The 19252-nt window shown below is 72.9% G+C and carries 21 protein-coding genes; 12 read left to right on the top strand and 9 right to left on the bottom strand.

Going from position 1 to position 19252, the window contains the following annotated elements:
- Position 1: 1 nt before the first annotated feature.
- The 5 genes from ACQPX6_RS16890 to ACQPX6_RS16870 all read left to right on the top strand — a co-directional run bounded on the left by ACQPX6_RS16890 (position 2) and on the right by ACQPX6_RS16870 (position 4677).
- Entirely contained in the window at positions 2 to 1594 is a 1593-nt protein-coding gene (locus ACQPX6_RS16890) for a PP2C family protein-serine/threonine phosphatase (protein ID WP_433781420.1), read from the top strand.
- Positions 1591 to 1992, top strand: coding sequence for an ATP-binding protein (locus ACQPX6_RS16885; RefSeq protein WP_433781419.1), 402 nt, complete (start codon positions 1591 to 1593; stop codon positions 1990 to 1992). The genes ACQPX6_RS16890 and ACQPX6_RS16885 overlap by 4 nt, the downstream gene beginning before the upstream one ends.
- 209 nt (positions 1993 to 2201) lie before the next feature.
- Entirely contained in the window at positions 2202 to 2528 is a 327-nt protein-coding gene (locus ACQPX6_RS16880) for an ANTAR domain-containing protein (protein WP_433781418.1), read from the top strand.
- 1112 nt (positions 2529 to 3640) lie between these two features.
- Positions 3641 to 3961 carry a GNAT family N-acetyltransferase gene (locus ACQPX6_RS16875; protein ID WP_433781417.1) on the top strand — a complete coding sequence of 107 codons (321 nt, stop codon included), beginning with the start codon at positions 3641 to 3643 and terminating at the stop codon, positions 3959 to 3961.
- 395 nt (positions 3962 to 4356) lie between these two features.
- Positions 4357 to 4677 (top strand): hypothetical protein, encoded by a 321-nt coding sequence (locus ACQPX6_RS16870; RefSeq protein ID WP_433781415.1) that lies wholly within the window; start codon positions 4357 to 4359, stop codon positions 4675 to 4677.
- A 316-nt stretch (positions 4678 to 4993) separates the two neighbouring features.
- Here the strand turns inward: ACQPX6_RS16870 and ACQPX6_RS16865 are convergent, their stop codons facing one another.
- Complete coding sequence (locus ACQPX6_RS16865) at positions 4994 to 6496, bottom strand: serine hydrolase domain-containing protein (RefSeq protein WP_433781414.1); 1503 nt, start codon at positions 6494 to 6496, stop codon at positions 4994 to 4996.
- Between the two features lie 338 nt (positions 6497 to 6834).
- On the opposite strand from ACQPX6_RS16865, the gene ACQPX6_RS16860 reads away from it, so the two are divergent.
- Positions 6835 to 7245, top strand: a complete 411-nt coding sequence (locus ACQPX6_RS16860; protein WP_433781412.1) for a hypothetical protein — start codon at positions 6835 to 6837, stop codon at positions 7243 to 7245.
- Positions 7246 to 7700: 455 nt separating this feature from the next.
- Here ACQPX6_RS16860 and ACQPX6_RS16855 read toward each other — a convergent pair whose 3' ends face one another.
- The gene (locus ACQPX6_RS16855) at positions 7701 to 8591 is read right to left on the bottom strand and encodes an RNA polymerase sigma-70 factor (protein WP_433781411.1); all 891 of its coding nucleotides are present in this window, start codon (positions 8589 to 8591) and stop codon (positions 7701 to 7703) included.
- A gap of 194 nt (positions 8592 to 8785) precedes the next feature.
- On the opposite strand from ACQPX6_RS16855, the gene ACQPX6_RS16850 reads away from it, so the two are divergent.
- Together ACQPX6_RS16850 and ACQPX6_RS16845 are read left to right on the top strand one after the other, a co-directional pair.
- On the top strand, positions 8786 to 9637 hold the full coding sequence (locus ACQPX6_RS16850) for an SDR family NAD(P)-dependent oxidoreductase (RefSeq protein WP_433781409.1): 852 nt from the start codon (positions 8786 to 8788) through the stop codon (positions 9635 to 9637).
- A gap of 38 nt (positions 9638 to 9675) precedes the next feature.
- The gene (locus ACQPX6_RS16845; RefSeq protein ID WP_433781407.1) at positions 9676 to 10059 is read left to right on the top strand and encodes a DoxX family protein; all 384 of its coding nucleotides are present in this window, start codon (positions 9676 to 9678) and stop codon (positions 10057 to 10059) included.
- Positions 10060 to 10530: 471 nt separating this feature from the next.
- Here the strand turns inward: ACQPX6_RS16845 and ACQPX6_RS16840 are convergent, their stop codons facing one another.
- From ACQPX6_RS16840 to ACQPX6_RS16815, 6 genes are all read right to left on the bottom strand, one after another.
- Positions 10531 to 10656 (bottom strand): hypothetical protein, encoded by a 126-nt coding sequence (locus ACQPX6_RS16840; RefSeq protein WP_433781406.1) that lies wholly within the window; start codon positions 10654 to 10656, stop codon positions 10531 to 10533.
- A gap of 159 nt (positions 10657 to 10815) precedes the next feature.
- Positions 10816 to 11943 (bottom strand): serine hydrolase domain-containing protein, encoded by a 1128-nt coding sequence (locus ACQPX6_RS16835; protein WP_433781404.1) that lies wholly within the window; start codon positions 11941 to 11943, stop codon positions 10816 to 10818.
- Positions 11940 to 12548, bottom strand: a complete 609-nt coding sequence (locus ACQPX6_RS16830; RefSeq protein WP_433781402.1) for a MarR family winged helix-turn-helix transcriptional regulator — start codon at positions 12546 to 12548, stop codon at positions 11940 to 11942. The genes ACQPX6_RS16835 and ACQPX6_RS16830 overlap by 4 nt, the downstream gene beginning before the upstream one ends.
- A 134-nt stretch (positions 12549 to 12682) precedes the next feature.
- Entirely contained in the window at positions 12683 to 13423 is a 741-nt protein-coding gene (locus ACQPX6_RS16825) for a DUF4386 domain-containing protein (RefSeq protein ID WP_433781401.1), read from the bottom strand.
- Positions 13420 to 13671, bottom strand: coding sequence for a hypothetical protein (locus ACQPX6_RS16820; protein WP_433781400.1), 252 nt, complete (start codon positions 13669 to 13671; stop codon positions 13420 to 13422). Before ACQPX6_RS16820 ends, ACQPX6_RS16825 begins: the two co-directional genes overlap by 4 nt.
- A 59-nt stretch (positions 13672 to 13730) precedes the next feature.
- On the bottom strand, positions 13731 to 16424 hold the full coding sequence (locus tag ACQPX6_RS16815) for a LuxR C-terminal-related transcriptional regulator (RefSeq protein WP_433781399.1): 2694 nt from the start codon (positions 16422 to 16424) through the stop codon (positions 13731 to 13733).
- A 234-nt stretch (positions 16425 to 16658) separates the two neighbouring features.
- On the opposite strand from ACQPX6_RS16815, the gene ACQPX6_RS16810 reads away from it, so the two are divergent.
- Positions 16659 to 16832 (top strand): hypothetical protein, encoded by a 174-nt coding sequence (locus ACQPX6_RS16810; RefSeq protein WP_433781398.1) that lies wholly within the window; start codon positions 16659 to 16661, stop codon positions 16830 to 16832.
- Here the strand turns inward: ACQPX6_RS16810 and ACQPX6_RS16805 are convergent.
- A complete protein-coding gene (locus ACQPX6_RS16805; RefSeq protein ID WP_433781397.1) occupies positions 16822 to 17457 on the bottom strand; it encodes a TetR/AcrR family transcriptional regulator in 636 nt (211 codons plus the stop codon). The two genes, ACQPX6_RS16810 and ACQPX6_RS16805, sit on opposite strands and share 11 nt — an antisense overlap.
- Positions 17458 to 17495: 38 nt before the next feature.
- Between ACQPX6_RS16805 and ACQPX6_RS16800 the strand changes: the two genes are divergently transcribed.
- From ACQPX6_RS16800 to ACQPX6_RS16790, 3 genes are read left to right on the top strand one after another with little or no spacing between them, the layout of a single operon-like run.
- On the top strand, positions 17496 to 18155 hold the full coding sequence (locus tag ACQPX6_RS16800; RefSeq protein WP_433781396.1) for a VC0807 family protein: 660 nt from the start codon (positions 17496 to 17498) through the stop codon (positions 18153 to 18155).
- A complete protein-coding gene (locus ACQPX6_RS16795) occupies positions 18152 to 18751 on the top strand; it encodes a Sua5/YciO/YrdC/YwlC family protein (RefSeq protein WP_433781395.1) in 600 nt (199 codons plus the stop codon). The genes ACQPX6_RS16800 and ACQPX6_RS16795 overlap by 4 nt, the downstream gene beginning before the upstream one ends.
- 15 nt (positions 18752 to 18766) lie before the next feature.
- Positions 18767 to 19207, top strand: a complete 441-nt coding sequence (locus ACQPX6_RS16790; protein WP_433781394.1) for a nuclear transport factor 2 family protein — start codon at positions 18767 to 18769, stop codon at positions 19205 to 19207.
- The last annotated feature ends 45 nt before the right edge of the window (positions 19208 to 19252 follow it).

The following is a 19252-nucleotide window of genomic DNA, read 5'->3' as shown; positions in this document are numbered from 1 at the left end:
CATGACCTCCGCGCCGCCCAGCAGCGACCGCCCCCGCCAAGAGGCCGACGCCCTGCTGACCGCGCTCGCCTCGACGTTCACCGCTCCGGACGGGCGCCCCGCGCCGGTCGAGCGGCTGCCGCTCGCCGCGGAGCAGGTCGCTGGCCTGCCGTCCACCGACGGGGTCGGAATCCTGGTTCCCGACGACACACAGCTCGCCGCGCTGGACCCGGACGCCACGGCCGCGCTCGTCGTCCTCGACAGCGACGGTGCGACCGCCTTGGTGGCCCGCACTGCGGTGAGCCGGACGCACGTGGTCGCGGCCGAGGCCGTGGCCGCGGCGACCGGCGGGCTCCGCCGTGCCGTCGGCGCCCTGCGCATCGAGGCCGCGGTGATCGACGCCCTGCAGGGCGTGGGCCGCCGCCTGACCGCCCACCTCGACCTCGACAACCTCGTGCAAGACGCCACCGACGCCGCGACCACAGCCGTCGGGGCGGCGTTCGGCGCGTTCTTCTACAACCTGGTCAACCAGTTCGGCGAGTCCTACACCCTCTACACGCTGTCCGGCGTGCCCCGCGAGGCGTTCTCGCGGTTCCCGATGCCGCGCAACACGCAGGTGTTCGCGCCCACCTTCGACGGGGAGGGCACGCTCCGCAGCGACGACATCACCGTCGACCGGCGCTTCGGTCACAACGCGCCGTACCACGGCATGCCGGCGGGACACCTGCCGGTGCGCAGCTACCTCGCGGTGTCGGTGATCAGCCCCAGCAACGGTGAGGTGCTCGGAGGCTTCTTCTTCGGCCACCCCGAACCCGGCCGGTTCACCGACCGGCACGAGTACCTGGCCGAGGGCATCGCCGGGTACTCCGCCATCGCGCTCGACAACGCCCGGCTCTACGAGCGCGAGCGGAACTTCACCCGCGAGCTCTCGCGCAGCATGCTCCCCGACGCGCCCCCGGTGCCCGGCCTGGACCTCGTCACCCGCTACCTGCCCGCGTCGACGGGACCGAAGATCGGCGGTGACTGGTTCGACGTCATCCCCCTTGACTCCGGCGCGACGGCCTTCGTCATCGGCGACGTCGTCGGGCACGGGGTGCCGGCCGCCACGGTCATGGGCCAGGTCCGCACCGCGATCCGCTCGTACGCGCTGCTCGAGCTGGCCCCGTCAGAGGTCTTGCGGCACGTCGCGACCCTGGTCGACGGCTTCGCTGAGCCGACCTTCGTCACCTGCTTCTACGCCGTGCACACCGCGGGGGAGGGGCTGGCCTACGCCAACGCCGGGCACCTGCCGGCGCTGCTGCGGCGCGCCGACGGCACGATCGAACGGCTCGGCGAAGCGGTGGCACAACCGCTCGGCGTCGGGCGCGAGTTCCCCGAGAGCACGACCACCTTCCCGCCCGGCGATGACCTGCTGCTCTACACCGACGGGCTGGTCGAGAGCGGCAGCCGCGACCTCACCGAGGGCCTCGATCGGCTGCTCGAGGAGTTCGCACGACTACCCCGCCCCCTCACCTCCGAGGCCTGCGACGGCCTCGTCGAGACCTTGACCGGCGGCACCCACGACGACGACATCGCCCTCGTCTACGTGCACCACGCCGTCGAGGAAACCCGATGAGGTCGACGGGCGGCGAGGAACTGCACCTGCGGCTCTGGGCGACGGCCGACCGTTTGGCCGAGCTGCGGAAGGAGCTCGTGCGGTGGGCGGCCGCGACACCGCTGCCGGAGGAACGGCAGGAGGACGTCGTACTCGCCGCGTACGAAGCCATGGCGAACGCCGCCGAGCACGCTTACCCCGACGGCGAGGGCGGCCCAGTGCAGGTCACGGCCCGCTGCGAGGCGGACGAGCTGATGGTGGTCGTGGCCGACGAGGGGCGCTGGAAACCACCGGACCCCCACGAGACGATCCGGGGCCGCGGCCGCTCGATGATCGGGTTCCTCGCCGACTCGAGCACGACGGTCCACCACGACGACGGCACTACCGTCGAGATGCGGTTCCGACTCGCGCCGGTCTAGCTCGCTCCGTCGGCTGGGGGCGTGGTCGCCGCGCAAGGACATGGGCTCGAAACCATCAACCTCCGCGTGCGGTCGACCAGTGGCCCGGTGTCTCAGCGATCTGCCAGCACACCGAGCCGGAGCAGGCCCGCTCGTTCGCTCGTCGAACATCGCGGGAGTCGGCGCGTGTAGCCGATCGTCGTCGGCGAGGAGCGAGAGGACAGGCGCCCGTGCACGACGAACTCGCGGCATCCTTGCGAGCAGCGAGCGAACAGTTGGTCGGCAAGCGCAGCGTCCGCGACCTCGACGCGACCCTGACCCAGATCGTGGCGACGGCGCGACGTCGTCCCCGGGGCGGACGCCGGCGGCATCTCGATGGCCCAAGCCGGCACGAGGACGACGAGCTCCACCAGGCCGAGGGCATGCTCGCGGCCAGGCTCGACACCAGCGTCGAGGAGGCCGTGAACGCCATCCAGCGACGTGCTGAGGATGCGGCGCTGACACCGGCTGAGATCGCCACCGAGGTGATCGACGAAGCAGCCAGGCCAGCGCGCTGAGCCGACCCGCGCCGCGGAGGGTGCGCTCGTATCAGCTACGAGATCGCGCGCACCGACACCGGCCGCGTCACCGCACTCCACGGCGGCGTCGACCAAGACGCGGTCCCGAGGACGACATCGCTCTCGTCGTGGTCCGGCGTCGAGGGCGCGCTGGGCCGCACCTGCGCCTGCCTCACCCGCGAAGCGGACCTCGCTGCCGTGCGCGGTTCGCACGGGCACGCGCCCGTACCGTCGGTGGCGCGCCCGAATGCGTCGGTCCGAGCCAGGCTGCGTCGCTGAGCCAGGCCGTGGTACACCGAATTCGAGAACGGGCATCCGTCGTCCTGCGCGACCGACCACGAGGATGCCCGTGAGGCTCGACCCCCGACACAACACCGCCCACGTCGTCCCCGGAGCGCCGGGAGATGAGCACGACGGCGAGGGCGGATGGTGTCACTGCCTGCCCCACGTCCTCGAGGTCTTCGACGCAAGACGCGAGACCCTGGTCGGGTTCGTCGTCGCTCACCACGCCGGCGGCCGGCCCGCTGACCCTGCCCGCGGCCGCGAGCACCTGATCGCGAGCCTCCCCGAGCACATTCGGGCGCAGGTGGCGTGATCGACACGGTAGGCGGTCGTTCCCCGCGGAGGGTCGGTTCCCGGGTTCGACGCCTCAGCCCACTACAGCCACGGCCGCACTGCATCCGAAACCGCATCGCCACGAGGGAGCGGCGGGCTCTTCGGCCCGACCTCCACCAGCGCGACAGACGCGCTGGGCCCTCACCGCATTGTTCGCCAGCTCTGTGCTGCTCGACGAATTCCTGCCCTCGTGCCCGTCGTGGCCGGGCTGGGAAAGCCGGGATCCCGATCGTCTTCGTGATGCCCGTTCGCCATGCTCGGCGGGATGAGTGTGCTCTTACCGATGCCGCGGCTCGAGAGCGGGAAGATCGTGTTGCGGGAGTTCGACCGCTGCGATGTACCTGTGGTGGTGGACGCCGGCAGGGACCCCTTGATTCCCTTGATCACGACCGTGCCTGCCGCGGGCAGCGCCGAGGACGCACTGGCCTATGTCGAACGCCAGCATCGACGCCGGAGCGACAATCTCGGCTACTCGTTCTGCATCGCGAGGGCCGCGGATGACCGTGCCCTCGGCCAGATCGGCTTCTGGCCGCATCGCCACGGACGGGGGCGCCACGATCGGCTACTGGCTCGCAGCACGGTTTCGAGGTGCCGGCGCCGCGACCGAGGCGCTCAGGTTGATCAGCGCCTGGGGCGTCGACCATCCAGGCGTCCACCGGCTCGAGCTCTACGTCGAACCGTGGAACGAGTGCTCCTGGCGAACCGCCGAACGTGTCGGGTTCGTGCGCGAGGGTCTGATGCGGCGCTGGGAAGCGGTCGACGACGAGCCGAAAGACATGTTCATGTACTCCCTCCTGCCGAGCGATACCCGCAGTTGAGAGAGTGCCTGGCGGGCGTCTGTCTCCACGCGCTGCGGAGGCTGCGCCCAGCCCCGTCCGTCCTGGCACCTCATGGTCCGTCGTGTCGTCCGTGGCGTCGGATGGTGTGTGGCGCTTCGGTCGTGGACGGTAGGTGAAGTCGACGGTCCTCAGTTCCGGGTCGGCGTAGGGCGCCACGTCGAAGCCCATCAGCCAGTCTTCGCCGAACTCGGGGAACGTCTCCGTCGTGATCTGGTCGGGATCGGTGACGTCCAAGCTGTGCAGCTCACCGACGGGCGATGCGCCCACCGCGAGGTCGCGCCCATGCTCGCGCACGACTCCCCAACGGGGGATCTTCTTCCCGGGTCGCACCGTGTTCGTCCGGGCCCAGGCCGAGGTCGGGGGCGGACGTCGACATGTCCGTCACCGAGGGCGACGAGCGCCTGGGGCTGGCCGACGGTTCCGCACCAGGCGACGGCGGACGGTTCTCCGTCCTCGAGGTCAAGCAGGTCAACGGCTCGTCCGTCGTCGAGAGCGGTGAGGCGCAGTGTGTTGTCCTTGCCCGCGGTCAGCACGAGATCGCGGCCGTCTACTCGGGCGGTGTCCACCCCGCGGACGTCGGACATGTGGCCGGGAGGCGGCGCGTCGCACAAGCTTCCATCGACACCCGCGGTCGCGACCCCGCCGTCGTCGTCGGTCTGCACGATCGCGGTCACTCGACCGTCGTGGACCCTTGAGGCCTCGCCGAGGATCCCGTGGCGAAGGTCGAGCGCCCGGACCGTGCCGTCCTCGCACCCCAGTACCGCGACGGTGGACGCCCGCCCTTCCGCAGGACGCCAGACGGCGGTGACCTGGCAGCGGGCTGACGCGCAGACGCAAGGGTCCCTGTTCATTCGCGGGTTGTACCGAGCAACTCCGAGCCGGACCCGAGTACGACGGACGGATCGACGATCCTGTCCCTGACCGATGTACCCGACACCGGCTCCAGCATCGTCAGCCCGTGATCTCAGTGGGTTCGGAGGAGCACGGGTCTCACCATCGACGCCGCGGAACTCAGCGCTGCGGGCGCTCACCGCCGAACATCCGGCTGCTCGCCGGCGTCGACGCCGACCGGCAGCCCCTACGACGCTTCCGCTCCCGGCGGTCCGCCACGAGCCCGGCGACGCGTGCGACGGCGAGCGCGGCACCGGACACCGCCGCGACCGCCAGCAGGGCCACGGCGTCGGGCATCGCGAGGCTCAGCTGCCAGAACGTGAAGACCCGGCCCGTCATGGCGCTGATGAGCGGGACCAGCCCGGCGAGCAGCGCAGCGGGGAGGATGAGCCAGGCGATCCCGGGCGCGGCGGTCCACCACGGCCGGCCCGCTCGGCGCCGCCGCCACTGGTCGAGGCGGACGAAGGTGCGTGTCCGTACCCCCAAGAACAGGACGCACACGCCACCGAGCACCGCGGACACGAGCACGGTGCTGCGGGGCCTCGTGGCCTCACCGGTCCCGCTCAGCAGCGCAGCCAGCGCCGTCGTGACACCCGCCGTGTCGGCCAGTGCGCTGTTGGCGTTCCACAACAGGGCGAAGGCATACCCGCTGTCGGGCAGCAGGACCTGCACGGCGGAGAAGGTCGAGAGCACCCCGGTGTGCTCGATCCGTCGCGACCCCTGCTCCGGCGTGACGACCTGCCAGCCCATGCCGTAGCCGCCGGGGACGCCCGCGGGCGGGGAGTGCATGACGGCGACCGCTTCGGGTGACAGGAGCCGTCCACCGCCGGTCGACTGCATGACCAGCCACCGCGCCATGTCCTCGGCCGTCGAGACCACCCCGGTCGAGCCCGCGACCAGTCCGTCGAGCTCGGCCCGGGCGACGGGAATGCCGAACACCAGCACGTGGCCCTCGGCGAGGTCGGGCGCTCGCGGTCCGGCCTCGGCCGCGGTCACCGTCGCGAGCGTCCTGGTCATCCCCAGGGGCGCGAACACCTCGCGGGCGAGGTACCGGGCCCACGGCTCGCCCGTCACGACCTCGACCAGCCGGGCGAGCACCTGGTAGTTCGGGTCCGAGTAGTGGAACTCGGTGCCGGGCTCGCTCGCGGGGCGCGCGCTGCGCAGGCTCGCCACCCGTCGCTCGAGGTCCTGCTCGTCCGCGGTGATCGCGGGGAAGCCGGTGTCGGCGATGCCGCTGGTATGGTTGAGCAGGTCGCGCACGGTGGTGCGGGCCGAGGCGCCGGGATCGGCGGTGGCGAAGCCGGGCAGGTACCGCCGCACGGGCGCGTCGAGATCGATGCGCCGGGCCTCCGCGAGCTGCAGGAGTGCGGCGGCGGTGAACGACTTGGACAACGAGGCGATCCGGAAGCGCGTGCTCGGCGTGATGGGCGCGCCGCGCCCATCCGTGCCGAAGCCGGCGAGGTGGACGACGTCGGGCCCACGGGTGACGGCGACCGCCATCCCCGGCAGACCGGTAGCGGTCCGCGGGTCGGCGAGGTAGCGGTCGAGCGCGGCCGGATCGGGCGCCGCCCGGGACGGGGCGGCGTCCACGGTCGCGGCCGAGGCGAGGAGCACGACCACCACGCAGCCCAATGTGGCCGTCAGCTTGCGGACGACGCGGCGCACTCGCTCAGCATGCCCGCGGGCCAGGGCGAAGACGACGCGTCGCGCGGGCTACGTGGCCGCCAGGGCGGCGCGTCCGCTCGCGGTGATCGTCGTGGCCCCTTGCCCGGACTCGGTGGCGATCAACCCGGCGGCCGCCAGCCGGACACCGACGAGCTGGTCGCTGCGGCTCGCTCTCGCGGGGGAGGGCGGACGACGACCGCTCCGTCACGTCGAGCCATGCTTCTCCAACAGGTCCCGGCGCGGCCCCGCGTGGCGCCGCCGGTCACTCGTCGCGCGGCCCGGACGCTTCGCACTCGATGGTCGTCGCTTGCCTGCCCTACCTGGCGCTCAAGATCGCGTGGCTGACCGGGCACCCGACCGGGGCGTCGGACCCGGCCGCCGCGCTCGTGCTGCTCGAGCGCGCCCACATGGCCGGCAACGCCGTCTCGACACTGCTCGAGCTCGTCGCGGTGGTCGCGGTCGTCGCCCTGACCTCGGACCGAGCCCGGCAACTCCTCGCGGCCGTGGTGCTCGCCCCGATGTGGGTGGGTACCGGGCTGCTGGTGCCGGTGGGGCTCGGCGTCCCGGTCGGGCTCGTGCGCAGGTCGCCCTCGGCGGCTCACCGATGCCCGCCGACGCCGGAATGCGCGTCTGGGTCCCCGCCCTGGTCTACGGGGGATTCATCGCGCAGGCGACCGTCCTGGGGGTGGCCTTCGCGACGCACGTGAGCACCCGCTGGCCGCGACTCGGCCCGTGCCCGAGCCCGACAGGACCCGGCCGTTGCGCGTCGCGCTGGCGTCGCTGAGAGCCGTAGCCGCCACGCTCGTGGCGAGCTGCCAGTGCGTGTGGGCCGTGCTCGGTCCAGGACACGGCGGACCCTCGGGCTTCGTGACCGCCGGGCAGCGCAGCGCCCCTGGCCGTCACCGCGACGCTGATCGTCGTGGGCGCGGTCGCGGTCGTGGTTCCGGTGCGCCCCGGCCGGCGGTCACGGACCTGGAGGTGGGCCGTCGGCGTCTGGCTCGGATCGTCCTCCGCTCTCGCCGGCGGCCTCACCGGCGTCCTGCTCGAGCCGCAACTCACCAGGCCGCTCGCGCTCGTGTGCGTCGTCGAGGCCCTGGCCGGGCTGGCCCTCGGTGTTGCCGGGCTCCTGTCCGTCGTGCCCGTCCGCGGAGCCCACCCGTGCTCATCGCAGGGCGAGCGAGATCTCGGAGGCGATGCGGGTCAGCTTGTGCGGGTTGCGGACGTAGTAGAGACCGGTGATGTGCGCGTCCTCGACCCGGACCGCCATGACGCCGTCGGTCTCGCCGTCCACGCGCAGGACCAGTGCCGGGTTGCCGTTGACCACGGTCGGGTCGGTGCTGACCGTGACCTGGGCCTTCCCGATGCCGCCGACCATGTAGCGGACCAGCTTCTCCGCGCCGACGATCGGCCGCAGCGCGGCCCGCTTGACACCGCCGCCGTCGCTGACGAGGACGACGTCGGGCGCGAGCACGTCGAGCAGACGCTGCGGGTCCCCGGCCTCCAGAGCGTGGCGGAACGCCTCCAGCGTCGCCCGGGCCTCGGTGGGGGACACCACCTCCCGCGGGCGGCGGGCATCGACGTGCTGGCGGGCGCGGTGCGCGATCTGCCGGACGGCGGCCGGGGTCTTGTCGACGGCGGCCGCGATCTCGTCGTAGCCGACGTCGAAGGCCTCGCGCAGCACGAACACGGCCCGCTCGGTCGGCGTCAGCGTCTCGAGGACGAGCATCATCGCCATCGACACGGACTCGGCCAGCTCGACGTCCTCGGCCACGTCCGGCGCGGTGAGCAGCGGCTCGGGCAGCCAGGGACCGACGTAGGCCTCCTTGCGACGTCGCAGGGTGCGCAGCCGGTCGAGCGACTGCCGGGTCGTGATCCGGACCAGGTAGGCGCGCTGGTCACGCACCTGCCCCAGATCGACCTTCATCCACCGCAGCCAGGTCTCCTGCAGGACGTCTTCCGCGTCGGCGGCCGATCCGAGCATCTCGTAGGCGACGGTGAACAGCAGGTTGCGGTGCGCGAGGAACGCCGTCGTCGCCTCGGGGTGCTCGTTCACGACTGGCTCCTGACCGTTCGCCCTCGACTCCTGCTCCACGGCTCGAGACGCCGGCCCGTACAGGTCTGTGACATCCCGACCCCGATGGCGTACACCACACCGCCGCTCTGTCACAGGGGTCGATTCGCCGGCGCCTGGTGTGCGTCGGAGAGCAGCACGCACGACTGCCACCGCACAGAGATCGGAAGGACACCATGAGCAAGGTCTGGTTCATCACCGGTGCGTCCCGCGGCCTGGGCCGCGAGTTCGTCGAGGCCGCCCTGGCCCGCGGCGACCAGGTGGCCGCGGCCGCGCGGGACACCGCGAGCCTCGACGGTCTCGTCGCCGCCTACCGCCGGGCGGTGCTCCCACTGCGGCTGGACGTCACCGACAAGGCCGCCGTCTTCGCGAGCGTCGAGCGGGCGACGGAACACTTCGGCCGCCTCGACGTCGTCGTGAACAACGCCGGCTACGCCCAGGTCGGCGCCGTCGAGGAGCTGTCCGAGAAGCACGTACGCGACCAGCTGGAGACCAACCTGTTCGGCGCGTTAGGGGTCATCCAGGCCGCGCTGCTCCACCTGCGTGACCAGGGCTCGGGGCACATCGTCCAGCTCTCCTCGGTCGCCGGGCTGCTGGCGATGCCGCTCGGCAGCACCTACCACGTCTCCAAGTGGGCGCTGGAAGCCCTGAACGAGTCTCTCGCCCACGAGGTCGCCGACTTCGGCATCAAGGTGGCGGTGGTCGAGCCCGGCGGTTTCGCCACCCGCGACGGCAAGAACCCCGATCCCCTCGCCAACGGTCACATGGCCGCGCCCGACCCGGTCTACGACGGTCTCCGCCGGCGCCTCGCCGGGCTCGTGGGCAAGCAGCCCGCCGGCGATCCCGCCGCCGCGGCCCAGGCACTCCTCAAGATCGTCGATTCCGACGACCCACCCCTGCGCGTGCTCTTCGGCCTGGGCTTCTACCCGATGCTCCAGCAGGCCTACGCCGACCGGCTCAAGATCTGGGCCGACTGGCAGGACCTCTCCGCGGAAGCCCAGGGCGCGCCCGATCGCGCAGACCGGTGACCGGCCGCCACTTCGACAACGGACAACGGAGGAACCCCATGGACCTCGCACTGTGGATCGCTGCCGGACTGCTGGCCGCGGTCGCCCTGGCCGGTGGCATCACCAAGACGTTCCTGCCCAAGGAGAAGCTGGCGGCGCACGAGGGCGGGCGATGGACCGCAGACGCCCGGGTCGGCTTCGTCAAGACGCTCGGCGTCCTCGAGCTCCTGGCTGCAGTCGGCCTGGTCCTGCCCGCCCTGCTCGACATCGCACCGGTCATGGTGCCGGTGACCGCCATCTGCTGGGTCGTGCTCATGGTCGGCGCGATGATCACCCACGGCCACTACGGCCAGGTCAGGCTCGTGATGGTGAACGCGGCCTACCTCGCCCTCGCGGCATTCATCGCGTGGGGCCGCCTCGGCCTCGAGTCCTTCACCGTCTGATCACCGGACGACACCGCGGCCAGGTCCACCCGCCGGCCACCTGCGGATCGGCCTGGCCCGCGCATGACACAGACCGTCTACGACGGGGTGTACCCCGGTCTGCGCGGCGTCACGGTGAGCAGGGCCTACGAGCCCACGGTCGACATCTCCGCCCGGACCCACGCTGTGTGGGTTCGGGCGTTTGTCATTTCGGGGTCGGTGGGTGTCGGGGCTGGTAGTTGCGGGTGAGGTCGATCTCGAGCTCGCGGAGGAGTTCGCCGGTGGCGGCGTCGATGACGCGCACGTGGCGGTCCTGGGTGAGCAGCAGGACGTGGGTTCCGCTGTGGGGTCGGCCGATGCCGATGTGGCGCAGCCGGCCGGCGACGCGCAGGGTGACCGTCCCCGATTTGTCGATCTTGTCGGTGCGGACGCGGTGGTGGGTCTCGGTGGTGCCGCAGCTCGAGGATCAACTCGATGGTGGCAGCTGACCCATCAGCACGGCTCCCGGCCGACCTCGGTGAGGTCTTGGGTCGGCGCGAGCGAGGTTCGCCGCGACACCCCGTACTCGCGCGCGACCTGCGCGACCGGCCGCTTCTCCACGACCACAGCAGTGATCACCAGACGCAACTTGGACGACATGAGCGGGCGTGTCGCTGCTGTCCGGATCACCCGCGACATCTGTCCGGCATGTCGTGAGACACCTGTCCGGGAGGTGTTGAGACACGACTCCCTCTGCGACGTCCGGGCTGAGTTTGCGACGTTGGGCTGCGCGGAGGGTCATGGAGCGAAGCGGCGATGAACGCTGCGCGCGATCGTGTCGTGGTCGTAGCGACGGGTGGTGTTGGCCATGATCACGACGCCGAGGTCTGCGTCGGGGTAGAGGCGGATGAGGTTGAAGAAGCCGCCGCCGCTGCCCCAGTGCTCGACGAAGCCCGGCCGGGTGGTGCGGTCGGCGGGGCGCCGGAACCAGGCAAGTCCGAGGTCGAAGGGCTTCCCGGGTGTCGTGATGGTCCGCATCGCCCGGGTGGTCTCGGGCCGCAGGACGGTTCGGCCGTCGATGGTGCCGTCGGCCAGGTGCAGGCGCAGCAGCCGGGCGGCGTCGGAGGCGTTGCCGATGAGCCCGCCGTAGCCGGCGCCGGTGACGGTGAACGGGTGCAGGGCGACGTGGTCGCCGTGGCGGTCGGCGACGATCCCCGCTGGAAGGGCGGCGCGTAGGACCGCGCGAGCGGGACGGGGCGCGAGGACGTATCCGGTGGCGTGGTCGCCGGTGGGGTCGTGGCGGTAGCCGGTGGTGTGCATCCCGACGGGGTCGAGCACAGCGTGCTGCACGTACTGCTCGAACGGCTCGCCGGCGGCCTGGGCGATGGCCTCGGCGAGCAGGAGGTAGCCGAGGTTGGAGTAGCGCGCCTGGCCGCCGATGCGCCGGGTCGGCCGTGCTCGCCGCAGGAGGCGGTGGACCTCGTCGTCCGCCGGGTCGGGTGCGGCGGCGGGTCGGACCCAGCGCAGGGGAAGGGGGTTCGAGGCGCCCGCGGTGTGGTCGAGGAGCTGCCGGAGGCGCGGTTCAGGGCCCCGGCCCCGGCGGCCGCGGGCGGTGTAGCTCGGGACGGCCGTGGTGACGGGTGCGTCGAGGTCGAGTCGTCCTTCGTCGGCCAGGCGCAGCGCTGCGGTCGCCGTGACGACCTTCGACATCGAGAACCACAGGAACCGGGTGGCGGTGGTGACCGGGCGGGCGGTGGCGAGGTCGGCGAGCCCGAAGACCTCGTGGTGCAGAAGCCGATCGGAGGAGGTCACGGCGAGGGAGAGCCCGGGGATGCGTTGCCGCTCCATGACGGCGAGGACGGTGGCGCGGAGGCCGTCGAGATCGACCGTCGTGTGCTGGTTCGTGGGTGGGGTGGGTGGGTTCATCGGAGGCCCTCGGGTGTGCGTCGCGTGCGGATGAAGTCGATGTAGGCGCGGACGCTGCCTTCCTCGTCGGTCGTCAGCGGCGTCCCGTCGTACTCCAGGTGCTGCCTGGCGGAGGCCGTGTCGTCGACCTGGTAGGGACGTGGCTCGAGGCCGCCGACGTCGCGGAGGGCCTGGTCGAGGCGCTGCAGCGAGATGCGTTGGTGGTGCACGTCGTCCTGCAGCGCCGCAGCGAGCGGGCGGGTGGCCGTCCAGAACACCTCTGCCGCGCCGGCGTGCGCCGTCACCCCGTCCGGGGTCAGGGCGACCAGCCGCGATCGTCCGTCGGCAGGGTTGGGGCGTTGATCGACATGACCGCGCTGGACGAGCCGGCGCACGGTGGCGGACACCGTCGTCGGCGGCATGGCCGTCCAGCGGCTGATCCGGCCGGGTGTGGCCGGGCCGAACCGCCGGAGGAGCGAGTAGAAGCCGAACTCCTCGCCGCTCAGGCCGGACCCGGCCGCGAGGGCGTCGTCGAAGGCTCCCTCGACCATGTGGTTGATCAACCACAGGTCGAACAGGAGCGACATCCGGGGAGCTGCCGGCTCCGCCTCCGAGATCGCGGCCATGGGTCGATACTACGATCGTGCATTATATCGTGCAAGAACACAGCGCTTTGTCGACGGAGGCTGGGCATGCTGCTGGGGACGCACCAGGGAGCCGACCCTCGGGGGGTCGGCTCCGCTGGGCGGTCGTCGTGCGGTCAGTCGATCGTCAGGGTCGTCGGGCGGAAGCCCTTGACGGTCAGCCACACGCCGAGGGAGAACTCCCAGAGGGCGATGGGCAGCGCGCAGAGGCTGCCGGCGATCGACACCTGCCCCCAGCCACCGAAGATCGTCACGGTCGAGGACAGGAGGATCAGCGGGGCGCCCACGAGGCCGACGATCGGGATGATGCGGGGCACCAGCCGTGACCGGTACATCACGTAGCCGAGGAACAGGCCGTTCACGCCGGCGATGAGGCCCGGTCCGACCAGGAACGACCACTGGCGGACCTCGATCAGGGCCTGGCCGACGACCCCGAGAGCGTCGGCCTCGGCGCCGACGGCTGCCGCGAGGTCGCCGCGCAGGGACACGACGGCGAGCACGCAGAGGACGCCGACGAGGATCATGGCGGCCTCGACGACGCGCGAGGTGACGAAGCCGATCGCTGCGGTCCGGCTGACCCGCCGGGTGACGGGGTACAGCGCGACGGCCGTGCCGACGCAGGAGGCCGCGGTGATCACCTCGAGCCACGACCCCCACAGCACGGCGGTGTTGCTGCCCGGGGTGCGGACGAAGCCTGCGGGGTCGGCGACGAGGTCGGCGAAGAGCGCGAGCTGCGGGATCGAGGCGGCGAACGTGACGAGGTAGAGAAGGCCGCCGGCGAGGGCCACCTTCCTCATCGGGTCCATCCGGCGGGCGGGCGAGGGTGCGGTCGGTGGGGTCTGGACGTCGGTGGTCACGGTGTTCTCCTCGAGGGGTGGGTCGGCGCGTCGGCGTCGGTCGCGGTGACCGAGACGAGGGGCACGCCGAGGTCGCTGATGGTGCGGAGCAGGCCGTGGAGCGCGGACTGGTCGGCGACGGGGCCGTCGATGACCGTGGTGCCGTCGTCCTGCGCGACGAGTGCCATCCCGTCGAACCACGGGGCCCAGCGCGGAGCGAGGTGGCCCCGCACCCGGATTTCGTAGCGCTGTGGCCTGCTGCTGCTCATGGCGGGAACGATGGGCGCCGAGGTGGTGAGCGGTCCTCACCACGTGTGGTGAGTGACGGTCAGCGACGGCGCGGGAGCACGCCCAGCTCGTGGGCCCGGCGCACGGCGGCTCGACGGCTGTTCACGCCGAGCTTCGCGTAGATGCTCTTGGTGTGGGTCCGCACCGTGTTGAGCGAGACCGACAGCTCACGGGCGATGTCCGGCCCGTCGAGGTCCGAGCCGAGCAGGCGCAGGACGTCGAGCTCACGCTCGCTCAGCGGGTCGACCAGCGCCCGGGAGGCCGGCGCGGTCCCGGCGCAGGGGGCGAGGAGACGGCGTCCGTACGCGTACCCGGGGTCGTGTTTCGTGAAGGTCCGGAGCAGCACCGCGATCGACGGTCCTTCGTCCGCGACGACGCGGACCACGCCCTCGGGCTCCGCGAGCGTCACGGCCCGTCGCAGCGCGTCGAGCGCGGACGGGACGTCGCCCCGGGCCTGCGCGGCGAGCGCCTCCAGCACGAGGATCTCGATGAGGCTGCCGACCCGCCCACCGTCCTCGGCGGCCGCGTGCAGCCGCGCGAGCAGCCCGGCCGCGGCGTCGGGTCCTGCGCCGTCCCGGCGGGCGAGGAGCAGCCGGGCGAGGGTGAGGTGCTCGTACTCGCGGAGGTAGGTCAGCTCGTCGTCGGGGGCGAGCTGCCGCTCGCGTGCCCAGGCCTCGGCGTGCTGCAGCTCGCCGCGCCGGAGCCGGAGGCGGGCGCGCACGGCGGGCACGGGCGCCACGTCGGGGGAGTAGTCGGTGTCGTGAACGCGCTCGGCCTCGTCGAGCAGGGTGAGCGCGCCGTCGGGATCGCCGCGGGCCTCGAGGAGGCGTGCCTCGGCCACCCGCGAGCGGTACGGGTTCTGCGGCAGACCGCGGTGCTCGCCCAGCCGTCGGGACGTGTCCAGGTGCTCGGCGGCCCCGGTGAGGTCGTCGCGCTCGATCAGTACGCCGGCCAGGGCGACGTGCATGTCGGCCGTTCCCCGGATCGGTGCCGCCGGATCGGTCAGGGCGAGCGCCCACCGGTGGAGGCGTTCCGCGTCGCTCGGCCGCCCCAGGGTGCGGCGGATGTCGCCGAGGGCGATGCAGCAGCCCAGGACGTCGGCGACGAACCCGGCGCGGTGCAGCCCCGCCACCGACTCCACGTACGCGGCCTCCGCTCGCGCCAGGTCGCCGCGGGCCCACGAGGCGAGCCCGCCCAGCGCCCCCGCGGCGGCCCGGGTGAGGTCGTCGGATACCGGGGTCAGCGACAGGGCCTCCCGTGCGTGCGCGGCAGCCGCGTCGAGGTCCGCCCGGCGCAACGCGAGCGCCGCCCGGTAGACCTCGAGCCCCGCGGGGACCGACCGGTAGCCCTCCTCGTCGACCACGACCAGACCGGGCGGGGGTTGCGCCGGCCAGGTGCCCCCATCGGGCCGGACGGCGCGCTCGACGTCCGCCAGCCGCTGCTCCACGGTGTCGAACTCGGAGGCCTGGGCCAGGGCACCGACGAAGGCCATGCCGAGCACCGGCCGCACCCGCACGATCTCGTGCGGCAGCGAGCGCACCCAGGAGCCGAGCTCGGCCTCTCGCCGCTCGCGGCGCATCGTCGACATCGCCCCTTCCATCAGGTCCGCGGCCCGGTCGACGTGCCCGCCGGCGAGGGCGTGGTCGACGGCCGCGGGCGTGTCACCGTGGTCGGAGAACCAGCGGCCCGCCCGGCGGTGGAGCTCCGGGACCGTGTCCGGGCGCTCGTCGACGAGGTGGGCGCGCAGGACGTCGGCGAACAGGTGGTGGTAGCGGTACCACTGCCGCCGGTCGTCGAGCGGCACCAGGAACAGGTTCGCGCGCTCGAGGGCCACGAGCGTGCCGCGGCCCCCGGGGCGCCCGGTGACCGCGTCGCAGAGCGGGCCGGTGAGTCGCTCCAGGATCGAGGTCTCGAGCAGGAAGTCCCGGACGTCGTCGGGCTGGCGGGCCAGGACCTCTTCGGCCAGGTAGTCGACGACGTGGCGGTCGTCGCCGGCGAACCCCGCGATGAAGGCGCCGACGTCGTCGCGGCCCCGCATCGACAGCGCCGCCAGCTGCAGGGCGGCGATCCAGCCCTCGGCGCGCCCGTCGAGGGTCGCGACGTCGTGTTCCGAGAGCGCGAGCCCCATCGGTCCGTTGAGGTAGGCCGCGGACTCCTGCTCGGTGAAGCGGAGATCGGCGGCGCGGACCTCGAGCAGCTCGCCGCGCGCCCGCCACCGTGCCAGGGGCAGCGGCGGGTCCACCCGCGTGGCGAGGACCAGGTGGAGCCGCGGCGGGCGGTGCTCGAGGAGGAAGGCGATCCCCTCGTGCACCGCCGGCGAGTTCACGAGGTGGACGTCGTCCAGGACCAGCACCAGGTCCCGGGGCATTCGGGCGAGGTCGTTCAGCACCGCGACGAGCGCGGTCTCGGTCGACGCCGGCGACGAGGCCAGGACCGCCAGCGCGCCGTCGCCCACGCCCGCGGCCGCCTGCATCGCGGTGACGGCGTAGGTCCAGAACAGCGTGGGGTCGTCGTCGCGCTCGTCCAGCGAGACCCACGCGGCCGCGGTCGTGCCTGCCGGGGGCGTGGCGAGCCACTCGGCGAGCAGCGTTGACTTGCCGAACCCCGCTGGCGCCGACACCACCGTCACCGCCGTCCGGACGGCGCCGTCCAGCGCCTCGAGCAGGCGTGGACGGGCCACGGTCCCCGGCCGGCGAGCGGGGACGCGGTACTTGCTCTCCAGCAGCGGACCCACCACGCCGGTCCTCCCACATCGCGAGGCCGCCTGCGGCTGCCCGGGTGCCGGTGTACACCCGCGGTGCCGGTGTGCGCACCCGATGACCGCCGCGGGCGTGCCGTTCTGGTCACGTCGGCTCTTCGGCGAGGTCTCCGTGCACCGCGCGGACGCGGCGGCGACGGCCAGACCCTGCACTTCCACGCCACCGACGCGCCGGGGGAGTGGCTGGCCCGCCGGGAACCGGACGGGGTCGTGCTGGAACGCGCGCACGCCCCGGCGGACGTCGAGGTGCGCGGCCCGGCCGCCGACCTGCTGCTCGTGCTGCGCAGGCGTCGTCCGCTCCGGGCCGCTCCGACGCTGGAACTGCACGGGGATCGCGCACTGCTCGAGCACTGGATCGGACACATGGACTGGGTCACCGGCTGACCCGCGAGCCGTAGCCGTGCTCGACGGAGGACTCCGCCGCCGCGGGGTCGTCGCCGAAGCCGACGACGAGTCGGTAGGTCATGTCGGTGAGCAGGGACCAGACCTGCTCGGGCGGCAGGAGCCGGGAGTGGGCGAGGGTGACCATGCCGTGGACCATCGTCCAGATCTCGGCCGCCCAGCGCAGCGCCGTCCCCGCGTCGGTCCCGGGGAACCGGCCGGCCTCAAGGCAGCGGCGGACGGCGTCGACCAGGCGTGTGAAGACCTCCGCGCCGGGGTCGTCCTCCTCGGCCGGGGGTCGGTCGACGAACATCGCGCGGTAGCGCTCGGGGTGGGCGAGCCCGGTGGCGAAGTACGCGGCCGCGGCGGCGGCCAGGTCGGCGACCGGGTCCTCGGTGCGCGGCACCGCGTCGAGGTCGGCCTCGAGGCGGGCGAACCCGTCCTGCCGGACCGCGCGACGCACCTCGTCCATGCTCCCGAAGTGGGTGTAGACCGCCATCGTCGACGTGCCCACCTCGGCCGCGAGACGCCGGGTGCTCAGGGCGCGGGGACCCTCGGCGGCCACGAGGCGGGCGGCGGCCTCGAGCAGGGCCGTGCGCACGGTCGGGTCGGCCGAGCGGGGACTCATGCCTTGACTGTAGCATCACAGCGGTATACAACAGTGTGATGGAATCGCCGGCGTCCACGGGGAGCGCCCTGGTCGGTCTGGGCGTGGACATCGGGCTGCCGCTGGTCGGCTACTACACGGTGCACGGCGTCGGCGGCTCGGACTGGCTGGCGCTGCTGGTGGCCACCGCGGCCGCGGGTGTCCGGCTGGTGGCCGTCGCGGTCTGGACCCGGCGGATCTCCTGGTTCGCCGCGATCATGTTCGGGGTGTTCGGCGTGGGCCTGGCGCTCGCCTTCGTCGGCGGCGAGCCGCGGTTCCTGCTGCTCAAGGACTCGTTCACCACGGCGGTGATCGGGGCGGTGTTCCTGGTCAGCCTGGTCGGGGAGCACCCGCTGACCCTCGCCGGTGCGCAGAGCTGGACACCGCACCGCGCCGAGGAGCTGGCGGCGCTGTACCGCACGCGGCCCGCCGCGCGACGCGCCTTCCGGGTCAGTGCCCTGGGGTGGGGTCTCGGGCTGGTCGCCGAGGCGGCGCTGCGCGTCCCGCTGATCTACCTGCTGCCCCTGGAGGTGGCGGTCGGCGCCTCGACCGCCATGATGATCGTCGCCATGGCCGGGCTCGCGGTGTGGAACGGCGCCTACATCACCCGGGCCGCCCGCCGTGAACCCGCTCTGTCGGTCCTGCTGCCCGGCGGTGGCTCGGCGAGGACCCGACAGTGATCACGCGCGACGGCGACGAGGTCGGCCGAGCCCTGGACGCGGGGACGGCGGTGGTCCTCCCGCTACCGGTCCCGTTGCCCTACGTGGTCGCCGCGGCCGGACCGGCCGCGGTCAACGAGGCGAAGGGACGGTCGCGCGACCAGCCGACCGGGCTGGGCGTCGCCGACTTCGCACTCGTCGAGCCCTGGCTCGCGCTCGATCCACCCTCGGCCGCCCTCGCCCGCCGGCTGACCGACGACCTGCTCCTCAGCCTCTTCGTGCCGGTGGTCGACCACGCCCCCGACTGGCTGCTCCCCGGTCCGTCCGGGCTGGTCGGGGTGACCACGGCGTGCTCGGACCGGGCCCGGCCGGTGCTGCAGCGCCACGGCGGTCATCTCGCGCTGTCCAGCGGCAACCGCACCGGCAGCGACGTCGCGGTGACCGCGGCGCAGGCGGACGCGGAGTTCGACGGGCACTTGCTGGTCCTCGACGGGGACGACGAGCGGGACCCGACCGTGCCGTGCGGCTCCGCCGCCATCGTCGCCGTACCTCCGGGCGGCGCCCTGCAACTGATGCGCGAAGGCATCCAGACCGCGGGGCGCGACCCGCAGACCTGACGTCAGGAGCTCGATGTGGGATTGACGGCCGACGACCGCCTGGACATCCACGAGGTGATCGCCCTCCACGGACACCTGGTCGATGCCGGCGCCTACGAACGCTTCGGCGAGGTGTTCACCGCCGACCTCGAGGTCGATGCCGGGGATCTCGGCCGGGCGCCCCTGCCCGCCGGGGATCCGGATCGGTCGCGCCTCGACGCCTACATCGACGCCGCGCGTCGCATCGGACCCGGAGGCACGGTGGCCCTCCACGTCACCAACATCGTCGTCCGCGACCACGGCGACGGTGCCCGGGCGTGGTCGAAGGGCCTCCTCGTGGACGGGGACGGTGCGGTCGCCTCCTTCACCTACGACGACCGGCTCGCGAGGACGGGCCACGGGTGGCGCATCAGGCACCGGACCGTGACGGCTCGTCGCGAGCCCGGGCGCGGGACGCCGCCGGTGCTGCCCGACTGACCCGGGGCTCGCCGACCGCGTTCGCTCGCCGCCGCGGCCCCACCG

This window comes from Actinomycetospora sp. CA-101289, assembly GCF_050955895.1.
GTDB lineage: Bacteria > Actinomycetota > Actinomycetes > Mycobacteriales > Pseudonocardiaceae > Actinomycetospora.
The sequence above is the reverse complement of the archived record's forward strand: the minus strand, read 5'-3'. Positions and strand labels throughout refer to the sequence as shown.

Excerpts from the sequence above, each read along its gene's own strand:
- ACQPX6_RS16890 (WP_433781420.1), top strand. The coding sequence starts at position 2 with ATGACCTCCGCGCCGCCCAGCAGCGACCGCCCCCGCCAAGAGGCCGAC.
- ACQPX6_RS16885 (WP_433781419.1), top strand. The coding sequence starts at position 1,591 with ATGAGGTCGACGGGCGGCGAGGAACTGCACCTGCGGCTCTGGGCGACG.
- ACQPX6_RS16875 (WP_433781417.1), top strand. The coding sequence starts at position 3,641 with ATGACCGTGCCCTCGGCCAGATCGGCTTCTGGCCGCATCGCCACGGAC.
- ACQPX6_RS16870 (WP_433781415.1), top strand. The coding sequence starts at position 4,357 with ATGTCCGTCACCGAGGGCGACGAGCGCCTGGGGCTGGCCGACGGTTCC.
- ACQPX6_RS16860 (WP_433781412.1), top strand. The coding sequence starts at position 6,835 with ATGGTCGTCGCTTGCCTGCCCTACCTGGCGCTCAAGATCGCGTGGCTG.
- ACQPX6_RS16850 (WP_433781409.1), top strand. The coding sequence starts at position 8,786 with ATGAGCAAGGTCTGGTTCATCACCGGTGCGTCCCGCGGCCTGGGCCGC.
- ACQPX6_RS16845 (WP_433781407.1), top strand. The coding sequence starts at position 9,676 with ATGGACCTCGCACTGTGGATCGCTGCCGGACTGCTGGCCGCGGTCGCC.
- ACQPX6_RS16835 (WP_433781404.1), bottom strand. The coding sequence starts at position 11,943 with ATGAACCCACCCACCCCACCCACGAACCAGCACACGACGGTCGATCTC.
- ACQPX6_RS16830 (WP_433781402.1), bottom strand. The coding sequence starts at position 12,548 with ATGGCCGCGATCTCGGAGGCGGAGCCGGCAGCTCCCCGGATGTCGCTC.
- ACQPX6_RS16820 (WP_433781400.1), bottom strand. The coding sequence starts at position 13,671 with ATGAGCAGCAGCAGGCCACAGCGCTACGAAATCCGGGTGCGGGGCCAC.
- ACQPX6_RS16805 (WP_433781397.1), bottom strand. The coding sequence starts at position 17,457 with ATGAGTCCCCGCTCGGCCGACCCGACCGTGCGCACGGCCCTGCTCGAG.
- ACQPX6_RS16800 (WP_433781396.1), top strand. The coding sequence starts at position 17,496 with ATGGAATCGCCGGCGTCCACGGGGAGCGCCCTGGTCGGTCTGGGCGTG.